This is a genomic window from Burkholderia sp. SR8, from assembly GCF_052851275.1.
Genome location: NZ_JAULUC010000030.1, coordinates 47,137 through 69,216, shown reverse-complemented (window position 1 = coordinate 69,216; position 22,080 = coordinate 47,137). Strand labels below are relative to the sequence as shown.

Annotated in this window: 13 protein-coding genes; 8 read left to right on the top strand and 5 right to left on the bottom strand. The window is 67.9% G+C overall.

Going from position 1 to position 22,080, the window contains the following annotated elements; genetic code table 11:
• The 5 genes from Q3A80_RS27960 to Q3A80_RS27940 form a co-directional block, all read right to left on the bottom strand.
• On the bottom strand, nt 1–2,366 hold a 2,366-nt coding region (locus Q3A80_RS27960; protein WP_446332055.1), incomplete at its 3' end, for a circularly permuted type 2 ATP-grasp protein.
• 236 nt (nt 2,367–2,602) lie between these two features.
• On the bottom strand, nt 2,603–6,061 hold the full coding sequence (locus tag Q3A80_RS27955; RefSeq protein ID WP_446332053.1) for a transglutaminase family protein: 3,459 nt from the start codon (nt 6,059–6,061) through the stop codon (nt 2,603–2,605).
• A gap of 93 nt (nt 6,062–6,154) precedes the next feature.
• Nucleotides 6,155–7,150, bottom strand: coding sequence for a transglutaminase domain-containing protein (locus Q3A80_RS27950; protein WP_446332052.1), 996 nt, complete (start codon nt 7,148–7,150; stop codon nt 6,155–6,157).
• An 8-nt stretch (nt 7,151–7,158) separates the two neighbouring features.
• Nucleotides 7,159–8,100, bottom strand: a complete 942-nt coding sequence (locus Q3A80_RS27945) for an alpha-E domain-containing protein (RefSeq protein WP_446332051.1) — start codon at nt 8,098–8,100, stop codon at nt 7,159–7,161.
• Nucleotides 8,101–8,164: 64 nt separating this feature from the next.
• Entirely contained in the window at nt 8,165–9,580 is a 1,416-nt protein-coding gene (locus tag Q3A80_RS27940) for a circularly permuted type 2 ATP-grasp protein (RefSeq protein WP_446332050.1), read from the bottom strand.
• Nucleotides 9,581–10,281: 701 nt separating this feature from the next.
• Here Q3A80_RS27940 and Q3A80_RS27935 point away from each other — a divergent pair.
• The 8 genes from Q3A80_RS27935 to glmS all read left to right on the top strand — a co-directional run bounded on the left by Q3A80_RS27935 (nt 10,282) and on the right by glmS (nt 22,078).
• Complete coding sequence (locus Q3A80_RS27935) at nt 10,282–11,286, top strand: LysR substrate-binding domain-containing protein (RefSeq protein WP_446332049.1); 1,005 nt, start codon at nt 10,282–10,284, stop codon at nt 11,284–11,286.
• Between the two features lie 691 nt (nt 11,287–11,977).
• On the top strand, nt 11,978–12,409 hold the full coding sequence (locus Q3A80_RS27930; protein ID WP_446332048.1) for a hypothetical protein: 432 nt from the start codon (nt 11,978–11,980) through the stop codon (nt 12,407–12,409).
• A 76-nt stretch (nt 12,410–12,485) separates the two neighbouring features.
• On the top strand, nt 12,486–13,262 hold the full coding sequence (locus tag Q3A80_RS27925; protein WP_446332047.1) for a hypothetical protein: 777 nt from the start codon (nt 12,486–12,488) through the stop codon (nt 13,260–13,262).
• A gap of 104 nt (nt 13,263–13,366) precedes the next feature.
• A complete protein-coding gene (pgaA, locus tag Q3A80_RS27920) occupies nt 13,367–16,300 on the top strand; it encodes a poly-beta-1,6 N-acetyl-D-glucosamine export porin PgaA (protein WP_446332046.1) in 2,934 nt (977 codons plus the stop codon).
• 15 nt (nt 16,301–16,315) lie between these two features.
• The gene (gene pgaB / locus Q3A80_RS27915; RefSeq protein ID WP_446332045.1) at nt 16,316–18,406 is read left to right on the top strand and encodes a poly-beta-1,6-N-acetyl-D-glucosamine N-deacetylase PgaB; all 2,091 of its coding nucleotides are present in this window, start codon (nt 16,316–16,318) and stop codon (nt 18,404–18,406) included.
• Nucleotides 18,403–19,674: a poly-beta-1,6-N-acetyl-D-glucosamine synthase gene (pgaC, locus tag Q3A80_RS27910; protein ID WP_446332044.1), complete on the top strand. Its 1,272-nt coding sequence runs from the start codon at nt 18,403–18,405 to the stop codon at nt 19,672–19,674. Before pgaB ends, pgaC begins: the two co-directional genes overlap by 4 nt.
• On the top strand, nt 19,652–20,140 hold the full coding sequence (locus tag Q3A80_RS27905; RefSeq protein ID WP_446332043.1) for a Biofilm PGA synthesis auxiliary protein PgaD: 489 nt from the start codon (nt 19,652–19,654) through the stop codon (nt 20,138–20,140). The genes pgaC and Q3A80_RS27905 overlap by 23 nt, the downstream gene beginning before the upstream one ends.
• Before the next feature lie 114 nt (nt 20,141–20,254).
• Nucleotides 20,255–22,078: a glutamine--fructose-6-phosphate transaminase (isomerizing) gene (gene glmS / locus Q3A80_RS27900; RefSeq protein WP_446332042.1), complete on the top strand. Its 1,824-nt coding sequence runs from the start codon at nt 20,255–20,257 to the stop codon at nt 22,076–22,078.
• Nucleotides 22,079–22,080: the final 2 nt, after the last annotated feature.

The following is a 22,080-nucleotide window of genomic DNA, read 5'->3' as shown; positions in this document are numbered from 1 at the left end:
AGCGCCTGCACGACCCAGCCGAGCGAGCGCGGGTTGTCGGTATCGAGCACCACGAGCGACAGCAGCGGCGCGACGTCGAAACCGCGCTGAAAGCGCGAGCGGAACGTGATCGTGCTGTCGAACAGTTCGAGCACGAGCTCGAAGCCGTCCTGCCGGTGCACGGCGCCTTCGTCGAACGCGAACTTCAGCACGCTGCACAGGAAGTCGAGCCGGTCGATCTGCCGGCCGATCGACAGCAGCCGCCAGCCATCGTCGCGCGTCATGTTGTCGGTCTGCGCGCCGGTGATCGCGCCGAGCACCAGCCCCAGCCGCTCGAGCAACTGCAACGCCTCGTTGCCGATCTGCTCCTCCGCTTCCGGATGGTCGGCGCTGTCGGCGAACAGCTGCGTCGCGTCGTCGATCAGCCGCCACTGGTCGCTCGACAGCCGCTCGCGGATCGCGGCAGCCGCGCCGCGCATCCCGAACAGGCACGACGCGATGCCCGACGTGCGGTCCGCGCCGCGCGTCAGCGCCGTCGCGAGCGCGTGCTGGAACGCGCGCGGCGCATCGACGGCATTCGGCGCATCGGCGGCGATCAGCCCCGTGTCGCGGCACAGCGTGTCGATCAGCTCCAGATGCGCGGGACTGTCGACGTCGTCCTCGCCGCGCAGCCGCTCCAGCGCCGCACGCGCGAGCCGCATCAGGTTGGTCGCGCGCTCGGTGTAGCGGCCGAGCCAGAACAGGTTCTCGGCCGCGCGGCTCGCGATCGCGCGCGGACGCTCGACGAGATCGTCGGGACCGAGTCGCGTCTGCAGCAGCGTGGTCGAATCGACGATGCCCTCGGTCATCACCCATGTATCGACGGTGCTGCCGCCGCGCGGCATCGGCGCGTTGAACAGCGTATCGCGCGTGCCGACACGCGACAGGCCGCCTGGCAGCAGCCGCCAGCGCTGCGCGCCGTCGGCGAGCGCGAACACGCGCAGCAGCAGCGGTTTCGGCACGATCCGCGCGCCGCCCTGGCCGTCGGGCGCACCGTGCCCCGGCCACGTCGGCGCCTGCGACAGCGGCAGGTCGGCCTGCACGGTGTAATGCTCGGGCCGGGACAGGATCCGCGCACGCCACTCGGCCAGTTGCGCGGGCGTGAGCCGCGCGCCGATCACCGGGTCGAACGCGCCGCCGGCCTGCACGTCGGGCGGATACGACGGCTTCACGATGCAGCGCGCGAGCTGCGGCAGCGCGTCGTCGCACGCGGCCGCCTCGCCGCACCACCACGAATGCACGGCGGGCAGCGTCAGCGTTTCGCCGAGCAGCCCTTCCGCGAGGCGCGGCATGAAGCCGAGCATGCCCGGCGATTCGAGGAAGCCCGAGCCCGGCGCGTTCGCGAGCAGCACGTTGCCCGCGCGCACGGCCTGCAGCAGGCCCGGCACGCCGAGCAGCGAATCGGGTCGCAGCTCGAGCGGATCGAGCCACGCGTCGTCGACGCGCCGCAGGATCCCGTGCACGGGTTCGAGCCCGCGCAGCGTCTTCAGGAACACGCGGTTGTCGCGCGCGGTAAGGTCGCCGCCCTCGACGAGCGTGAGGCCGAGGTAGCGCGCGAGATACGCATGCTCGAAATACGTCGCGCTGTGCGGCCCCGGTGTCAGCAGCACGATCCGGGAATTCTTCCTGGCCGGGCTGAGCGCCTGCATGCTCTGCAGCAGCGACCGGTACGCGGACGCGAGCCGCTGCACGCGCAGCCCGCGAAAACCGCGCGGAAAGAGCCGCGACACGATCAGCCGGTTCTCGAGCAGATAGCCGAGGCCGGCCGCGCCCTGCGTGTGCTGCGCGACGATTCGCCATTGCCCGTCCGGGCCGCGCGCGAGATCGAACGCGACGACGTGCAGCCACGTATCGCCCGGCACGCGCGCGCCGCGCATCGCGCGCAGGTAGCCCGGATGCCCGGTGACGAGCGCCGGCGGCAGCAGCCCGCGCTGCAGGATCGTCTGCGGCCCGTACAGGTCGGCCATCGTCGCGTTCAGCAGCCGCACGCGCTGCAGCACGCCGCGCTCGATCGCGACCCAGTCCTCGAGCGTGACGATCAGCGGCAGCAGGTCGAGCGACCACGGGCCGGCCGCGCCGTCGCCCGCGCGTTGTTCGTGCAGCTGATAGAACAGGCCGTTCTCGCGCATGCGCCGCTGCAGCGCATCGGCGCGGCGATCGAGGTCGGCCACGCCGTCGCTGCCGATCGACGTGAAAAAGCTGCGCCACGCGGGCGCGAGCAGCGGCGCGTTCAGACCGGCGGCACTGCCGCGCAGTTCGTCGTAGCGGCCGGCAGCGGCGGGCGCCGCGAGCGCGGCGGCCAGTTCCGCGGCGTCCGGCTGCGCACCGGTATCGAAAAGCGTGGGCATCGCGTCGGCGTCGGCGAGATCGTCGGGGTAAAGGGGCGGCACGGTCGGTATCGTTCCGTCGTCAGGGTGCGGACGCGCCCGCGCGCCGCCGCACCGGCGGCCGGGCGCGGCAGGCGCGACGAATACGGCGGGCAGCCGCAATCTGCCCGCATCCTAGCACCTGGGCGGCGCCGGCACCGGCCGGCGTGCCGGGCGGCGGCACGCCGCGCATCGTCGTGCGTCGTTTCATCCGGCGATCACGGCCGCCGCAGGTCGAGCGTGAACGGGAATTCACGGCTCGGCGCGGCGGGCGCCACCGTCATCCGCCCCGGCGTGTGCCCCATCGCGACGAAGCGCGCGAGCCGGCGGCTCTCGGCCTCGTACGCGTTGACCGGGAAGGTCGCATAGTTGCGCCCGCCCGGATGCGCGACGTGATACCGGCAGCCGCCGAGCGAGCGCTCCAGCCACGTATCGACGATGTCGAACGTGAGCGGCGCATGCACGCCGATGGTCGGATGCAGCGCCGACGGCGGCGCCCACGCCTTGTAGCGCACGCCGGCGACGTATTCGCCGACGGTGCCGGTCGGCTGCAACGGCAGTGCGCGGCCGTTGACGGTCACGACGTGCCGGTTGTCGTTCAACCCGGTCACGCGCACTTCGAGCCGTTCGAGCGACGAATCGACGTAGCGCACCGTGCCGCCGATCGCGCCCTCCTCGCCCATCACGTGCCACGGTTCGAGCGCGCCGCGCAGCGACAGCTGCATGCCGTTCACCGCGATCTGCCCGAACAGCGGGAAGCGGAATTCGAAATGCGGCGCGAACCATGCGGGATCGAACGCGAAACCGGCATCGGCCAGCTCGGCGAGCACGTCGTCGAAATCCATCTTCAGGAACGCGGGCAGCATGAAGCGATCGTGCAGCGCGGTGCCCCAGCGCGTGAGCGGCGTCGTATACGGCGCGGCCCAGAAGCGCGCGACCAGCGCGCGCAGCAGCAGTTGCTGCACGATGCTCATCCGCGCGTGCGGCGGCATCTCGAACGCACGCAGTTCGAGCAGGCCGAGCCGGCCGGTCGACGAATCGGGCGAATACAGCTTGTCGATGCAGAATTCGCTGCGGTGCGTGTTGCCGGTCACGTCGATCAGCAGGTTGCGCAGCACGCGGTCGACGAGCCACGGCGGCATGTCCTGCCCATGCAGCAGCTTGTTGCGCTGGATCTCCGCGAACGCGATGTCGAGCTCGTACAGCTGGTCGTTGCGCGCCTCGTCGACGCGCGGCGCCTGGCTCGTCGGGCCGATGAACAACCCGGAGAACAGGTACGACAGCGACGGATGGTTGTGCCAGTACGCGATCAGGCTCGCGAGCAGGTCCGGGCGACGCAGGAACGGACTGTCGGCCGGCGTTGCGCCGCCGAGCACGAAGTGGTTGCCGCCGCCCGTGCCGACATGCCGCCCGTCGACCATGAACTTCTCGCTGGACAGCCGCGACTGCCACGCGGCGTCGTACAGGAATTCGGTCTGGCCGACGAGTTCGTCGAAGGTCTTCGCCGGATGCACGTTCACCTCGATCACGCCCGGATCGGGCGTGACCTGCAGCAGCTTGAGCCGCGCGTCGCGCGGCGGCGGATAGCCTTCGAGCACGAGCTTCACGCCGAGTGCGTGCGCGGTCAGCTCGATCGCGGCGAGCAGGTCGAGATAATCCTCGAGTGCGGCCAGCGGCGGCATGAACAGGTACAGGATCCCGTTGCGCACTTCGACGCACAACGCGGTGCGCGTGATCCATGCGGCCGACTCGAAGCGCGCGGGTTCGCGCTGCGGCCGTTGCGGGCCGCGGGCCGCATGCGCGTGCCGGTCGCCCGCGGCCGTGCCGTCGCTGCGCCATTGCATGACGGTGTGCGCCGGCGCTTCGCGCTGCACGCCGGCCAGGTAGCGCGGCGCGTCGGCCGTGCCCGCATGGCGCGCACGGAATGCGGCCGCGTCCGGCAGCACGTCGCGCGGCGCGAACGGATCGCGTTCGACGAGATACGGATAGTCTGCGCCGGCGACCCACGGCAGCGAATCGAGCGGCAACCGATAGCCCATCGGCGAATCGCCGGGCACGAGGTACATCCGCTCGTCGCGGAAGAACCACGGGCCCGTCTGCCAGCGCGGACCGTCGAGGGCCGGCCGATCGCCGCCCGACGGATCGCCGCCCGACACATCCTCCGCCCGCTTGATCGGCAACACGTAGCCGACGACGCTGTCGAGCTGCCGGTCGAACACCTTGCGCAGCCGCGCACGTTCGAGCTCGTCGTCGAGGCGCGAGTCGAACGGATCGACGTTGACGGGCAGCCTGCGCTCGCGCCACAGGTAGTACCACACGTCCTCATAGCCTGGCCGGATGAATTCGTCGGTCAGCCCGAGGCGCGCGGCCAGCGCATCGATGAAGCGCTTCGCGTCGGCGGTCGTGTGCTCGGACGGCTCGCGCTCGTCGGCGAACAGCGACGGATCGTGCCACACCGGCTGGCCGTCCGCGCGCCAGAAGATCGACAGCGCCCAGCGCGGCAGCTGCTCGCCCGGATACCACTTGCCCTGCCCGAAATGCAGGAAGCCGCCTTCGCCGTATTCATCGCGCAGCCGCTGCACGAGTTCGGTCGCATAGCCGCGCTTGGTCGGGCCGAGGGCATCGGTGTTCCATTCGGCGCCGTCGCGATCGTCGATCGACACGAAGGTCGGCTCGCCGCCTTGCGTGAGCCGCACGTCGCCGGCCGTCAGCGCACCGTCGACCTGTGTGCCGAGCGTGCGCACGGCGTCCCATTGCTGCTCGGTATACGGCTTCGTCACGCGCGGCGATTCGTACACGCGCGTCACGGCCATCTCGTGCTCGAACGACACTTCGCATTCGTCGATCAGCCCTTCGACCGGCGCAGCGCCGGTCGGCTGCGGCGTACAGGCGAGCGGGATGTGCCCTTCGCCGGCCAGGAGACCCGACGTCGGATCGAAGCCGATCCAGCCGGCACCCGGCAGATAGACTTCGCACCACGCGTGCAGGTCGGTGAAATCGACCGACGTGCCGCTCGGGCCGTCGAGCGCCTTCACGTCGGGCGTGAGCTGGATCAGGTAGCCGGACACGAAACGCGCGGCGATGCCGAGATGCCGGCACAGCTGCACGAGCAGCCACGCGCTGTCGCGGCACGATCCGGATGCGAGTTCGAGCGTCTGCGCGGGCGTCTGCACGCCCGGCTCCATGCGCACGAGATAGCCGATGTCGCGCTGCAGCTGCTGGTTCAGCGCGACGAGGAAGTTCACGGTGCCGGCCGGCGTGCGGTCGACGCCGTCGAGATACGCGCGAAACAGCGGCGCCGCGCTCGTCTGCGCATCGCAGGCGAGATACGGCGCGAGCTCGGTCTTCAGCGCATCGTCATAGCTGAACGGGTATTGCTCCGCACTCGCTTCGAGAAAGAAGTCGAACGGGTTGTACACCGACATCTCGGCAACGAGATCGATCGTGACCTCGAAATGCTCGGTGCGCTCCGGAAACACCAGCCGCGCGAGATAGTTCGAGAACGGGTCCTGCTGCCAGTTGATGAAGTGTTGCGCGGGCTCGACCGTCATCGAATACGCGACGATCGGCGTCCGGCAGTGCGGCGCGGGCCGCAGTCGCACGATCTGCGGCCCGAGGTTGACGGGCCGGTCGTAGCGGTAGCGGGTGGTGTGATGCAGCGCGACGTGGATGGGCATGGGATAGCCGCTCGGTTCGGGTTGGGTCGCCCGCGCGCGCCGCGCCGCCGTCGCTGCGGCGGCACGGCACGGCGGATTCGGCGAAGGTGCGCGTCAGACGAGTTCCGGCGACTGCACGACGCTGATTTCGATGCCGACGGCGCGCGCGCCGAGCCCCGTCACCGGTTGCGCGTCGCGATGGTCGAGGCCGACCGCGATGCGCACGTAGCGCTCGTCCGGGCAGCGGTTCATGAACGGGTCGAAGCCGACCCAGCCGAGCCCTTCGACGTACGCCTCCGCCCATGCATGGCCGGCCGGCTGCTGCATCAGCGCCGCGGCCTGCGGCTGCGCGCCGAGCGCCGCCTGCGGCACGCCCTGCGACTGCGCGGCGTGCGATGCGCCGAGCGCCTGCTGCATGCCGTCGCCGGTCTGCAGCGCAAGCGCTTCCTCGGCCTCGGCCGCGGCCGCGGCTTCGTCGCCGCTCGCGCTCTGCTTCGCGTCGGCGATGCGCTGCATCGCGCTGTCGGCAAGCACGTAGCCGGAGATGTAGCGTGCGGGCACCTTCAGCGCACGCGCGGCGGCGATGAATGCATGCGCATGCTCGCGGCTCGTGCCCTCGCCGCTTTGCAGCGCGGTTTCGGCATCGACGGGCGCGTCGGCGGCCAGGTTCGGCGCATAGGCGATGCGGCCGTGCACTTCGGTCATCAGCCAGTGCAGCGCATCGAGGCCGTGCGGCTCGATCGGAATGGCCTGCGTGAGCTCGCGCACGAGCTCGCCTGCCTTCGTGAGCGCGGTCTCGCGCTCGAAGATCCACGGCGGCGCATAGCCCTCGGGATTGCCGAGAATGCCGGCCCGGTCCTGCGTCTCGACGACGCCGGCCGCGACCACGACGATCTCGTGCTTCGCGCCGCGGTCGTGGCGCACGAGATCGATCCGGTTGCCGAGCCCGTCCGCATAGGACAACGTCGGTTCGACGCCGTCGATCGTGACCTGCCACGCGCGCACCGTCTGCCCGGGCCCCGACTGCGGGCGCAGCCGCAACCGTTGCAGCGCGTGGGTGGCTTGATCGTCGAACTGATAACGCGAGATGTGTCGGATGGCGAGTCGCATGGCAAGCCTCAGTCGAAGTTGTACGCCTGGGCGATGTCGATCCCGAGGCTGTTGTTGCGGCCGATGAAATCGGTCAGGAACTCGTGCAGGCCGCTCTTGAAGATCCGGTCGACCGAGGTATCGGACAGCATCTGCAGGATCTTCGTGGCCGTGTCGTGACACGCGTGTGTCACGCCGTAATCCTTCGCGAGCAGGTTCAGGCTCGACACGACGCGCCCGTAGCAATAGCGCAGCGAGCGCGGCATGCGGCCGTTCAGGATCAGGTAGTCGGCGATGTTCATCGGCTTGTACTGCACGTCGTAGACCCAGCGATACGAACGGTGCGCGGCCACGCAGCGCAGGATCGTCTCCCACTGGTAGTTGTCGAGGATCGTGCCGACGTGCGACACCGACGGCAGCAGCAGGTGGTATTTCACGTCGAGGATGCGCGCGGTATTGTCCGCGCGCTCGACGAACGCGCCGATCTGCGCGAAATCGAAGATCTCGTTGCGCAGCATCGTGCTGTAGAAGCTGCCGAGGATCAGCGCGGTTTCGCGCTTCACTTCATCGAGCACGGCCGGCAGCGCGCTCTCCGGCACCGGCTGCGCGAGCGCGCGGCGCAGCGCGAGCCACGCGCCGTTCACGCTCTCCCACGCTTCGCGCGTGAGCGCCGTGCGCACCATCCGCGCGTTCGAGCGCGCGGCCTCGATGCACGACAGCACGCTCGACGGGTTGTCGCGGTCGCGCAGCAGGTAGTCGGTCACGGTGTCGGCGGCATATGCGTCGTACTTCTGACGATAGCCGTCGTCCGCGCCCGAGCTGACCAGCACCGACGACCATTCGGCCGGCGCGTCGGACGTGCGCGTGAGCGCCATCCGCAGCCCGGCATCGACGATGCGCGCGATGTTCTCCGCGCGCTCGATATAGCGGTACATCCAGTAGAGACCGCTCGCAGTTCGTCCCAGAAGCATCTCGTGTCCACTCCGTCTTCGTTCGGTTCGCGCGCCGGCTGCGGCGCGCGCGGTCGTGTCCGGCTCAGTCGGCCAGCACCCAGGTGTCCTTGGTGCCGCCGCCCTGGCTCGAGTTGACGACGAGCGAGCCCTCCTTCAGCGCGACGCGCGTGAGCCCGCCCGGCGTGATGCGGATCCGGTCCGACACCAGCACGAACGGCCGCAGGTCGACGTGGCGCGGCGCGAGGCCGGCGTCGGTCAGGATCGGCGTCGTGGACAACGCCAGCGTCGGTTGCGCGATGTAGTTCGCGGGACGCGCGCGCAGCTTCGCGGAAAACGCCTCGAGCTCGGCCTTCGACGCGCACGGGCCGACCAGCATCCCGTAGCCGCCGGAGCCGTGCACTTCCTTCACGACGAGTTCGTCGAGATGGTCGAGCACGTACTTCAGGCTGTCGGTCTCGCCGCAGCGCCAGGTCGGCACGTTCTCCAGCAGCGCCTTGCGGCCCGTGTAGAACTCGACGATCTCGGGCATGTACGAGTAGATCGCCTTGTCGTCGGCGATGCCGGTGCCGGGCGCATTCGCGATCGTGATGTTGCCCGCGCGGTAGACGTCCATGATCCCGGCCACGCCGAGCACCGAATCGGGGCGGAACGTGAGCGGATCGAGGAACGCGTCGTCGACGCGGCGGTACAGCACGTCGATCGGCCGGAAGCCTTCGGTCGTGCGCATCGCGACGCGGCCGTCGACCACCTGAAGGTCGCTGCCCTCGACGAGGTGCACGCCCATCTGGTCGGCGAGGAACGAATGTTCGTAGTACGCGGAATTGTGGATGCCGGGCGTGAGCACCGCGATGGTCGGGTTGTCGGCGTTGCCGCCCGGCGGGCACACGGCCGCGAGCGACTGGCGCAGCATCTGCGGATAGGTCTCGACCGGGCGCACCTTCACCTGCTGGAATAGCTCGGGGAAGAGCTGCATCATCGTCTCGCGGTTTTCCAGCATGTACGACACGCCCGACGGCGTGCGCGCGTTGTCCTCCAGCACGTAGAACGCGTTCTCGCCGGTGCGCACGATGTCGACGCCGATGATGTGCGTGTACACGTTGCCGGGCGGCCGGAAGTCGATCATCTCGGGAATGAACGCCTCGTTGTGTGCGATCAGGTGCTTCGGCACGATGCCGGCACGCACGATTTCCTGGCGGTGGTAGATGTCGTCGAGGAACGCGTTGAGCGCCATCACGCGCTGCTCGATCCCGAGCGACAGCCGGCTCCATTCCGCGCCGGAGATGATCCTCGGCACGATATCGAACGGAATCAGCCGCTCGGCGGCCTGCGCGTCGCCGTACACGGCGAACGTGATGCCCGTCCTGCGGAATACGCCTTCCGCATCGTGGGCCTTCTGGGCGAGGCTCGCCGGGTTCTGCGTGTCGAGCCATTGCTTCAGGCGCGCGTAAGGCGCCCGCACCATGTCGCCGGATTGCAGCATTTCATCGAACGGTTTCATCGAATTGTTCTCCATCGTTCTAACCGGCATTGCGCATGCCGGACCGGCGTCACCACTACTTTGCAAGGAACGTGCCTTGCGCGTACCCGTTCGAATCCCCCTTTTGCGCCGTGCCGCGCACGCTCGTGCGCCATGCCGCACCACGACGGTGCGGCGACGGCCGCCAATGCGGCGTCGATGCGCCGCGATCGCGCGGCGGCGCCGCTGCTGCCGCCGCTTCCGGCCAACCGGTTGCCCCCGTGTCACGAAGGTGCAGTCCGCGTCGCCCCGGCATCCCCGCGCCGGCGTTGCGCGTGGCGGCGAACCGTGCCCTCACACCGTTCGTCTCGCGCGCGGGTGCCGCGATCGCCGCGGACCCGTTCCGCGTCCCGGCTTGCGGGCCGCGTACCGCACGGCGCCGGAGCGTCGCAACGGCCTGCGTCGAAGGGGGCCAGCCACGCAACCTGCGCGGCCGGCCCTGGGGAAGTACCGTCTGCGGCCGCACCGGTGTTCGACGCGGTGAACCAACCGGTTAGCCGGATCCGGCGCCTCCAACTTATGCAGCCGTAATGCCGGCGACAACGCCCATGCATATTTCGACTGACACCCATCGAAAAAAAACATCGGCCGCGTGCGCGCGAGGCGCGGTAGGCTAGAAGGTTCGTGCAGCGAAACGGCGCCGTCGCCCGTTGGGCGCCCGACCATAAAAAGCGAAGATCGAAATGGAAGCGAAGTGGCTGGAAGATTTCCTGAGCCTTGCGGATACCAAGAGCTTTTCCCGGGCAGCGCGTCATCGGCACCTCACGCAGTCGGCATTCAGCAGACGAATCGCGGCGCTCGAGACGTGGATGGACGCGAAGCTGGTCGATCGCAGCATCAACCCGATCGCGCTGACGCCGGCCGGGCAGATGTTCCGCGGGCTCGCCGCGGACATCCTGCGCAGCATGTATGCGGCCCGCAATCTCGTGAACGGCTACGACCAGTTCGCGGCGAGCGACCAGGTCGTGCGCTTCGCGGTCGCGCACACGCTCGTATTTACGCTGTTTCCCGAATGGCTGAAGCAGCTCAACGGCGAGGTCGGCCACGTGACCGCGCGCGTCAATGCGGTGAACGTGCCTGAAGGCGTACAGCAGCTCGTCGAAGGCGAATGCGACCTGCTGCTCGGCTATCACCATCCGCAACTGCCGATCGTGCTCGATCCGAACCACTTCCCGTTCGTCACGCTCGGCGTCGAACGGATCCTGCCGGTATCCACGCCCGATGCGGCCGGCAAGCCGGTATTCGAATTGCCGGGCACGGCCGACGCGCCGCTGCCGCTGCTCGCGTATTCGTCGGGCGCGTTTCTCGGCAACGTCGTCGAGATGCTGCTGCTGAACGCGTCCGAATCGTATGCGCTGCACCGGTGCTTCGAGACGCACATGTCCGAGGCGCTGAAGGGTATGGTCGTCGCCGGACACGGGATCGGCTGGCTGCCGGAAAGCTGCGTCGCGAAGGAGCTCGCGGACGGTTCGCTGGTCCGCGCGGGTTCGGGCGACTGGATCACCGAGCTCGAGATTCGCCTGTATCGGTCGGCGCGCAAGCGCGGGCTCGCGGCCGAACAACTGTGGACCTACATCATGAACCGGCCGCGCGCGGCAGCCGACGGCGCGATCGCCGCCGCTTCCCCGATCACGCCGCTCGCGCCGGCCGTACGCGTCGCGCGCCGCAGCGCCGCCGGCAGCCGCTGACCTCTTCACCGCGCTTCGTCGGTGCTCCTTTCCGATCCGCCGCACGCGGCGCGGATTTAAAACCGGTCGTCACTCCGGATTTTCCCTTTTCTCGCGGGCCGAGCATTTTCCGGCCCTGCCCGCAGCCTGCCCGTTAATCCCCACGATTAATCAATAATACGAAAATGCCAAACGTTTGCGCGTCCGGACGGATTTTCTTCTGATCTGAGCCGCGACCGGGAATTACTTGCCGATTCATCTGGCAGAAATACCCTGTTACAGAAAAAAATAGAAGTTGCGATTTTCATCCGATGACGGTTTTCGCCAAAAACCTCGCACCCCATTTTCCGATTTCGGCCTCCCGCGCCGCGAAATTGACTGAAATGCTCTGACGACAGCAGCAAATTCGCCTTTAATCAGTCGTTATTTTTCGGAAAAAATTCCGATACCTCTTACATCGGACGTTTTCGCGCAGGTCACCGCTACTGCTGAGCAAATTTCGTGTCCGGCAATATCGCCTTTGTTCAGCCATGATCCATTTCGTCGAATAAGTAGCAATCCTGTTTAAATACGACGTTTAAATCGCGTGCCATCGGGACCACACGCAGTTGTTTGTTCAAAACCCATCGTGTATCAATAGCGTGTCGCAAAAGAACGCAGTTAATTCGACTCGGAATAAATGCGTTGTCGTCGATTCCGGATGGAGGTTGCAATGTCTTCCTCGAGGTTTGAACAGCATGCTCGCCTGCTCCTCGGCATCGTCGTCACCGCCTTCTGCATCAATGCCGGGGCCCAGACTCCGACCCAACCCGCGACGCCTGCGTCCGGTGCGGGCCCGGAGCGATACACGATTTCGTACATCTGCGGTGATGCACGAATCGACGGTACGGCGCCGCTCCCCCCCGACGGCCGTCCGTACAACCTCGGCGTGTCGTTCGTATCGGGCGGCACGGGGCAACCGCTGTCGAACGTGGAGGTGCGGCTGAGACGGCATGGCCGCGTGCTCGTCGCGTTCAAGGCAACGGGCCCGCGCTGTCTGTTCAGCGTGCCCGAAGCAAGCTACCGGGTCGAAGGGACTTATCAGGGGGCCACGCAATTCGCGATCGTCGAAACGGGTGCCCTCACCACGCAGCTGAAATGGTGAGCCGTATCCGAACCCGCGTGCCGACAGCGCGCGAGATCGCACCGTTCCCCGCCATCCATCATACGAGGAGGATTGAATGACTCGTGCAGAACGACCGGACGGCGCGCCCGTCCGTGAGCCGAAACCCTCCTGGGGTCCGGGAAAGAATGCGGCACTGAGCATCGTTGCGTTTGCCGCCATCTTCGGGGCCTTCGCGTATGTCGAGCGAGACACGAGGGTCGGCCATGCGAGCGTGACGCACGACATCGCCGGCGTAATCGGAAGCGCCGTCGGGAAGTACCGCAGCCTCGTCGTGGCTGCGACGGCGAGCGCACCCGGCGCGTCGGGCACCTCCGGCGCAGCCGCGCCCGGCGGGTCGACGTCGACGGTCGCGCAAGCCGCGACGCTCGCGCCGCCTGCGTCGGCAACGCCGTCGGTATCGGCCGCGGCCGAACCGGCCGCGCCGCCGCAACCGGCGGCCCGCTCCAGCGCGCGACATACGCGCCCCGCCCATGCGCCGTCCACCCGGCTCGCAGCCAACGCGTATGCCGCGTCGGCCGGCGGTCGCGGCGGACGGACGGCCGACGCGCACCGTACGTCGCGGTCGCAAACGCTCGCGCGCACGAGAAAACAGGCCGATCCCGCACCGCGGTTGCAGCCGCAATCGTATACCGCCGACACCACGCACATGGAGGCCACCAGCGTCACGCGCGACGAACTGGAAGGCGCCCGTGCGCTGGCCAGGGCGCGGTCGTGCGCACAGATCGACGCATGGAACTGCGTGGAGCAGAACGCGAGCCGCGCACTCGCGATCGACCCGACGAACAGCGAATCGCGCGCGCTGCTGGGACAAGCGATCCGCAACCGCCTGTGAACCGGTCGGATACCGCCGGGCCTTGCTGCCCGGCGGCGCGACGGCCGGCGACCCGCGTCGTCGGGCGTGCAACCGATGTGATCGTTACAGAGTGAGGACACACCGTGGCCAACAATCGTAAACAACAATGCACTACCGCGGCTCCGCCCACGCGGCGGATCCTCCTGCATGCGCCGCTGCTCCTGATGCTCGTCGCGTCAGGCTCCTGTCTCGCCGCCGAAGGCGATGACCAGCCGCGCGGCGCGAGTGAAATCGCCGGAACGAACGGCGCGCCGGATGCGCCACCGCGCGACATGCAGCCGGCCGGTGCGTCGCTGACGAGCGTCCAGATTTCCGACGCCGTTCCGCCCAATGCGCCGACGCCGATTGCTCAGTCCTCCGATGCGTCGTTGCAGATCGCGCAGGCTTCGACCCCGCAGCCGCCGGGGACCCCGACCACCGTCGTGATCGAGCCGGAAGCGCCGCCGCCGGGCAATCCGGCGCCGGGCGGGCAAGCACCGAATGCGCCGATGCAGGCCGCGCCGGCATCGGACGCGGCGCCGCCGACCATGCCGGCACCGCATTCGCAGACCTCCGATGCGCCGATGCAGTTCGCGCAGGTTTCCGACACTGTGTCTCCGGATCTTTCGGCACCGCATTCGCAGACGTCGGATGGTCCGATGCAACTCGCGCAGGCATCCGACACCGCGACTCCCACCACGCCTGCCGCGCGTTCGCAGACCTCGGATGCGCCGATGCAACCTCCGCAGGTGTCCGCCGATACCGCATCGCCGACGACATCCGCACCAGCGCCGCATGCGCCCGACCTCCCGATCCAGGCCGCGCAAGCAGCGGACCCTGCGTCGCCCGCCACGCCGGAGCCCGCATCGAGCACGCCCGCGCCGAGCGCCCATCCGTCGGACGCCCCCGCACAGCTCGCCCAGACGACCACTACACAGACGAATCCGCCGACGCAGACCGCGGAGATATCCGGTACGCCGATGCCGAACTCGCCTTCCCCCGTCACCACGGCGCCTGGCGTGCAGCCGCCATCGACGCAGGGACCGGGCTCGCAATCGCCCGGCGCCGAGCTCCCCGGCGAAGCGACGCAACGCTCGCAGGGGCCCGACGTCGAGACGCCGAACGCGCACGCGCCGAACCTCCGAACGGCCGACGTCCCGACCGTGCGCAACGACGTGTTCGGCCTCGCGGCGAGCGGCGGCGCCGTCCAGGCGCTCGAAGAAGCGAAGGCGCGGCCCGATGCGTTCTCCGCGGTCGACATCGCGCAGCTCGAAGAACTGAAGATTCGCCAGCAGGTTCGCGGCGGCCGCGACAAGTCGCGCTCGATGACGAGTACCGACCGCTTCGACGGCCTCGACAACGCGCTGAAGGCGGCGGACGACCTCGACAAGCGGATGCCGGCCACACCCGAATACACGCCGGTCAGGACCGCGCTCGCGGGCGACCGCACGGTCGCCCTTGCGGCGCGCGGCGACATGAAGCAAGCCGTCGCGACGTTCGAGACGATTCCGTCCAACGCCGAAATCTCGGTCGACGCGCTGGCCGCCGTCGGCGATGCGTACCTGTACCTGAGCGAGCCGGCCAAGGCGAACGCCGTCTACCTGCGCGCGCTGCAGCAGGCGACCGCGTCGCCGACGGACCGCGCGACCCGCGGCTTCCAGTACGGCGCCCGCACGCGGCCGATCGAACTGCGCGAAGGGGTGTTCTGGTCGTACGTCGACCAGGGGCGAGCGCCGGAAGCGAAGCAGGTGCTCGACGACATGGAGAAGTCGCTGCCGCCGGCCAAGCAGGTGACCAACGTCGGCCCGGGAGAAAGCGACTATCTGCGCTACTACCGGCTGCGCGCGCAGTACCTGATCTTCACCGGTCATGTCGACGAAGGGATCGCGGCGCTCGAGCAACTCGAGAAGGAGGTGCCGTTCAACGCGGAGATCCGTGCCGCACATGCCGACGCGGTGTCCGGCCAGGCGCATCCGCGCCAGGCGATCGCGATGTATCGCGCGTCGCTCACCGATCACCCGGACAGCGTCGAGATGCTGTCCGGCCTCGGCCGCGCATCGCTCGCGGCGGACGACTACGCGTCCGCGAAGAGCGTCGACCAGACGCTCGGCGACACGTTTCCCGACAGCGGCGCCGTGCGCGGCTTCAAGCGCGACTACAAGGCGTACCGCAGCCCCGTGTTCACGACCGACCTCAGCTACGAACACGGCAACAGCGCGTTGGCCGACAACAGCTTCACATCGGACAGCTACGTGTATTCGCCGCCGTTCGGCGACAACTGGCGCGTGTTCTCGCACACGTTCTTCGGCTATGCGCAGACCGACGGCGGCAACATCAAGCGCACCCGCACGGGCATCGGCGGCGACTACCGGCACGGGCCGCTCACCGTGCAGGCCGAAGCCACGCGCTCGCTCGGCACGGACGGCCGCACCGGCGGCCGCGGGTCGATCGCGTACGCGCTGAACGACTACTGGACGGTCAGCGCCGGGCTCGACAGCAACGACAACTCGCTGCCGTGGAAGGCGTACGCCGCGCACATCTGGGGCCGCTCCGCGAACGCGTCCGTCGTGTACCGGCAGAACGACCGTCGCGAGGTCAAGCTGAGCTACGGCGTGAGCCGCTACAGCGATTCGAATTTCCACCAGGAGATCGCGGCAACCGCGACGCAGCGCGTGTACACGTCCGCCCGGCAACTCGTCAACGTATCGCTGGATCTCGGCACCGACAGCAACACGCGCCGCGACGCGCCGTACTACAGCCCGGGCCGCGACTATGCGGCCGCGGCAACCGTCATGCACCAGATGATGCTGTGGAAGAAGGGCGACATGGGCCTGCAGCAGCGCATCTCGGTGTCGGGCGGCATCTACAACGAGCGCGGGTTCGGTTCGAGCCCGCTGTGGAGCGCGCGCCTCGAGCACGCGTGGACGTTCAAGCACGACATCACGCTGAGTTATGGCATCGAGGTCAGCAGCCACGCGTACGACGGGCAGCGCGAGCGCTCCGAAACCGGCTTCATGTCGGTCAACCTGCCGTTCTAGCAAGGAGATCGCGCAATGCAATCCAGACGGACCTTCATGTGCGGATGCCTCGGCGCGTTTGCTGCCTGTTCGCTGTTCCCCGGCGTGTCCAACGCCAAGATGATCGACCTGCTGCCGCCGTCCGATCCGGCCGACGGCAAGACGTTTCGCGTGATCTGCCTGCACGACGTGCGCGACAACCTGATGGCGTCGTTTTCGGGGCCCTCGGCGGTGATCGACCCGTTCGCGGTCGACACCGGCACGCTGACCGCGATCTTCTCGTGGCTGCAGACCAACAACTACCACACCATCACGGTCAAGCAGATCGAGGAGTCGCGGCACGGCGGCAAGCCGCTGCCGCCGCGCTCGGTACTGCTCACGTTCGACGACGGCTTTCGCAGCCACTACACGAAGGTGCTGCCGCTGCTCGAGCGCTTCAAGTATCCGGCCGTGATGGGCCTCGTCACCGCGTGGATCGATACGCCGGCCGATACGCCGATCCGCATCAGCGACAAGGTCCAGGTGCCGCGCGACTATTTCCTGTCGTGGGACGAGGTGAAGAAGCTCGGCCAGTCGCCGTTCGTCGAGCTCGGCTGCCATACCCACAATCTCCATCACGGCGCGATCGCGAACCCGCAAGGCAACGAACTGCCGGCAACCACGTCGCACCTGTACCTGCAGCACGAGAAGCGCTATGAAACCGACGCCGAATTCCACGCACGCGTGCACGACGACCTGCAGACGTGCGTGCGCCAGATCCGCGAACGCACGGGCATCGTCGCACGGTCGATGGTCTGGCCATACGGCGCGGAAAATCAGCCCGTGCGCCAGATATCGACGTCGCTCGGCATGGACATCCAGTTCAGCCTCGATGCGGGCCCGAATACGCCCGACGTGCCGCTGGACCGGCTGAGACGGATTCTGCTGATGTACGACGTCGACATCGGCGGGTTCGAACGCTCGATGCGCGAGCCGGCATCCAACCGCGGCGACGTCGACGTGCCCGAACGCACGGTGCAGGTCGATCTCGACCAGGTCTACGATCCCGATCCCGCGCGGCAGGAAGCGAACCTCGGCAAGCTGATCGAGCGCATCTACCGGATGCAGCCGAAATCGGTGTACCTGCAGGCGTACGCGGACCCGAAGGGCACGGGCGTGGCCGAAGCCGTGTATTTCCCGAACCGGCACCTGCCGATGCGCGCCGACCTGTTCTCGCGCGCCGCGTGGCAGCTCAACACGCGCTCCAACGTGCAGGTGTACGCGTGGATGCCGGTGCTCGCGTTCCGGCCGCCGGCCGACAAGCTGCGCGGGCTCGAAGCCGTGACCGCCTATGGCGGCGCGCCGGCCCGCGAGAACGGCACGCGCGTGTTCCGGCTGAGCCCGTTCGATCCGGAGGCGCGGCTGATGATCCAGCAGGTCTACGAGGATCTCAGCAAGCACGCGTCATTCAGCGGGATCCTGTTCAGCGACGATGCCGTGCTCGACGACTACGAAGACGCGAGCCGGCACGCGCTGCGCATGTATTCGCAATGGGGGCTGCCGGCCGACGTCGGCAAGATCCGCGAGAACCCCGAGCTGTTGAAGCGCTGGACGCGGCAGAAATCGCGCTACCTGATCGAACTGACGAAGCAGCTGGAACAAATAGTGCTGGCCCACCAGAACGCGGGCGACGTGCTGACCGCGCGCAACATCTTCGCGATGCCGGTGCTCAAGCCGGAATCGGAAGCGTGGTACGCGCAGAACTACGACGACTTCCTGGCGACCTACGACTACGTCGCACTGATGGCGATGCCGTACATGGAACAGGCCAAGGATCCGGAGGGCTGGCTGGATCAACTGGTGAAGGCGGTGCGTGCGAAGCAGCGCGGGCTGCAGCGCACCGTGTTCGAACTGCAGTCGTACGACTGGCATGCGAAGAAGGAAGTACCGGCCGGCACGCTCCTCTCGCAGATGCGGCGGCTGCGCAGCGAGGGCGCGGTGAATTTCGGCTACTACCCCGACAACTTCCTGAACGGTCAGCCTGAACTCGATGCAATGCGCGACGTGATGTCGCTGAAGTCCCGCCTCGATCCGACCTCGATCAACGCACTGATGCAGCAGCAAACGAAGGGAACCAAAACACCATGAACTCCCACAGCATCATCCAGCGCCTGCAGGACTTCGTTTTCTACTATCCGTTCTTCATGTCGTATCTGTGGATGATCGGCGGCGTCGTGCATTACTTTCTGCTCGAGGAGGGTCGCGTCCTGTCGACGCGCACGATCGCGGCGAGCGGCATTCCGAAGATCTCGATCGTCGTGCCGTGCTTCAACGAGGCCTCGAACGCGCGCAGCGTGATCCGTCACCTGAACGCGATGGACTACCCGAACTACGACATCATCGCGGTGAACGACGGCAGCAAGGACCGCACCGGCGAGATCCTGAACGAGCTGGCCGTCGAGATCCCGCGCCTGCTCGTGATCCATCACGCGCGCAACGAGGGCAAGGCGGTCGGTCTCACGACGGCGGCGGCGGTATCGAACGCGGAGTACCTGCTCTGCATCGACGGCGACGCGCTGCTCGCGCACGATGCGATCGGCTGGATGCTCGAGCATTTCCTGACCGATCCGGGGGTCGGCGCGGTCACGGGCAATCCGCGCATCCGCACGCGCACGTCGCTGCTCGGGCGCATGCAGGTCGGCGAATTCTCGTCGATCGTCGGACTGATCAAGCGCACGCAGCAGGTGTACGGCCGCATCTTCACGGTGTCGGGCGTGATCACGATGTTCCGCAAGACCGCGCTCGCCGACGTCGGCTACTGGAGCTCGGACATGCTGACCGAGGACATCGACATCAGCTGGAAGCTGCAGTGCCGCGACTGGCGCGTCGTCTACGAGCCGCACGCGCTCAGCTGGATCCTGATGCCCGAGACGGTCAAGGGGCTCTACCGGCAGCGGCTGCGCTGGTCGAAGGGCGGCATCCAGGTGCTGCTCAAGTACGCGGGCACGCTGATGCGGCCCACGCAGATGATGATGTGGCCGTTGTTCGTCGAGTACCTGATCGGCATCGCATGGGCGTACGCGATGTCGTTCATCCTGCTGCTCGCGCTGATCGACGTCTTCTATCCGCTTCCGCCGACCTGGCATGTGTCCGTGGTGCCGCACTGGCACGGGATGCTGCTGGTCGCGACCTGCATCCTGCAGCTGATCATCGGCAGCATGATCGATCGTCGTTACGACGAGAAACTCCTGATGTACTTCCTTGACACCATCTGGTACCCCGTGGCGTTCTGGTTGATCAGCATGATCACCACCGTCGTCGCCCTGCCCGCCGTCGTACTGCGGGGCCGCGGCAAGCGCGCCGTGTGGGTCAGTCCCGACCGAGGCATTCAACATGAAGAACGCGCCGATTATTGACCTTTCCCTGCGCGCACCGCGCGACATGATTGCCGAACGCGGCAACATCGTCGGTCCCGTGCTCGTTGCGTGGTTCCGCCTCGTGCGGCCCGCGCTGGTCGGGGGTGTCTGGGCATCGATCTGCATCTATACGTACCGCTACCTGCTGCCATTCAACGAGGCCGAGATGCCGATCGAGCAGATCGTGTTCTACGTGACCAGCATCGCGCTGATCGCGGGCACGATCGTCACCTGGCTGATCGCGGGGCGCGTCGTGCATCCATTCGCGTACCGGCTGCGCGTATCGAAGATGCTGCGGCGCACGGCGAGCGTGAAGGTGCGCTCGGTGCCGGCGACCGCGCTCGGCGGCGATCGCCGGCGCGGCACGCGGCGCACGACGCGCATTCTCGTCGCGTCGCACGATGCGAACGGCTCGATCTCGGGCATCGAATGGATCGCGCATGCGGGGCCGCAGCCCCGCGAGTGAGCACCGGAGACGGGCGGCGCCGCGCGACGGACGGCACGGCGCCGCAGCGCTCCTCAAATCGTGCCGGCACGCACCGCGCGCCGGACGGACAACTTCATGTAGGCGAGGTGAATCATGTGCGGAATCGTCGGAGCAAGCGGTCTGAAGAATCAGGTGCCACAACTGGTCAATGCGCTGAGCCGGCTCGAGTATCGCGGCTACGATTCGTGCGGCATCGCGGTGCTGCGTGACGGCCATTTGCGCAGCGAACGCACGCTGCGGCGCGTCGCGGACCTGCAGGACCGCGTGCTGACGCTCGGTCTCGAAGGGCAGACGTGCATCGCGCACACGCGCTGGGCGACGCACGGCGCGCCGTCCGAAATGAACGCGCACCCGATCATGTCGGGCGACACGATCGCGGTCGTGCACAACGGGATCATCGAGAACCACGACGAATTGCGCGCCGAACTGCGGCAGCGCGGCTACACGTTCCGCGGCGAGACCGACACCGAGGTGATCGCGCACCTGATCCACAGCGTGTATCGCGACGATCTGTTCGATGCGGTCGTCCGCGCGGTCAAGCGGCTGCACGGCGCGTATGCGATCGCGGTGCTGAGCGCACGCGAACCGCAGCGGCTGGTTGCCGCGCGCGCCGGCTCGCCGCTGGTGATCGGCATCGGTGCGGACCAGAACTATCTGGCGTCCGACTGCGCGGCGCTCGGCGACCTGACCGACCGCTTCGTCTATCTGGAGGACGGCGACGTCGCGCTGATCACGCCGGAACGCATCGACGTGGTCGATTCGGTCGGCGCCGAAGCGAGGCGTCCGCTGTGCGAGGTCAAGGCGCGCGCAGACGATGCGGCGCTCGGGCCGTACCAGCATTTCATGCAGAAGGAGATCTTCGAGCAGCCGAAGGCGATCGCGGCCACGCTCGACGGCATCGACACGATTTCGCCCGCGCTGTTCGGCGGCACCGACAGCGCACGCGCGTTGCTGTCTAAGACGAAAAGCGTGCTACTGCTCGGCTGCGGCACCAGCTACTACGCGGGCCTGACCGCGAAATACTGGCTCGAGAGCATCGCGGGCATCCCCGCGCAGGTCGAGATCGCGAGCGAATACCGCTACCGCGATACCGTGCCCGATCCGCGCACGCTGGTGGTCGGCATCTCGCAGTCCGGCGAGACCGCCGACACGATCGGCGCGATCGAGCGCGCACGCGGGATGGGCCAGGACATGTCGATGGCAATCTGCAACGTGGCGACCAGCTCGATCGCGCGCGCCGCCCCGCTCTGCTTCCTCACGCGCGCCGGCATCGAGCTCGGCGTCGCGTCGACCAAGGCGTTCACGACGCAGCTCGTCGCATTGTTCCTGCTGACGCTGACGCTCGCGCAGCAGCGCGGCCGGCTCGACGCCGCGCAGGTCGCGCTGCATCTGAAGAAGCTGCACGAACTGCCCGACCGCATCGGCCACGCGCTCGCGCTGGAAACGCAGATCATGGGCTGGGCCACGAAGTTCGCGCGCACCGAGAACGCGCTGTTCCTCGGCCGCGGCATCCACTACCCGATCGCGCTGGAAGGCGCACTGAAGCTCAAGGAGGTGTCGTACATCCACGCGGAAGGCTATCCGGCCGGCGAGTTGAAGCACGGGCCGCTCGCGCTGGTCACGAGCGCGATGCCGGTCGTCACGATCGCGCCGGACGACCGCCTGTTCCAGAAGCTGAAGTCCAACATGGCGGAGGTACGCGCGCGCGGCGGAAGGCTGTACGTGCTCGCGGGCCATCAGCTCGACATCGACGCCGACCGCGACACGCACCTGATCCGCGTGCGCGAATCGGGCGACGCGCTGTCGCCGATCGTCAACGTGATCGCGCTGCAGTTGCTGGCCTATCACGTCGGTTGCGCGCGCGGCGCCGACGTCGACAAGCCGCGCAACCTCGCGAAGTCGGTCACGGTCGAATGATG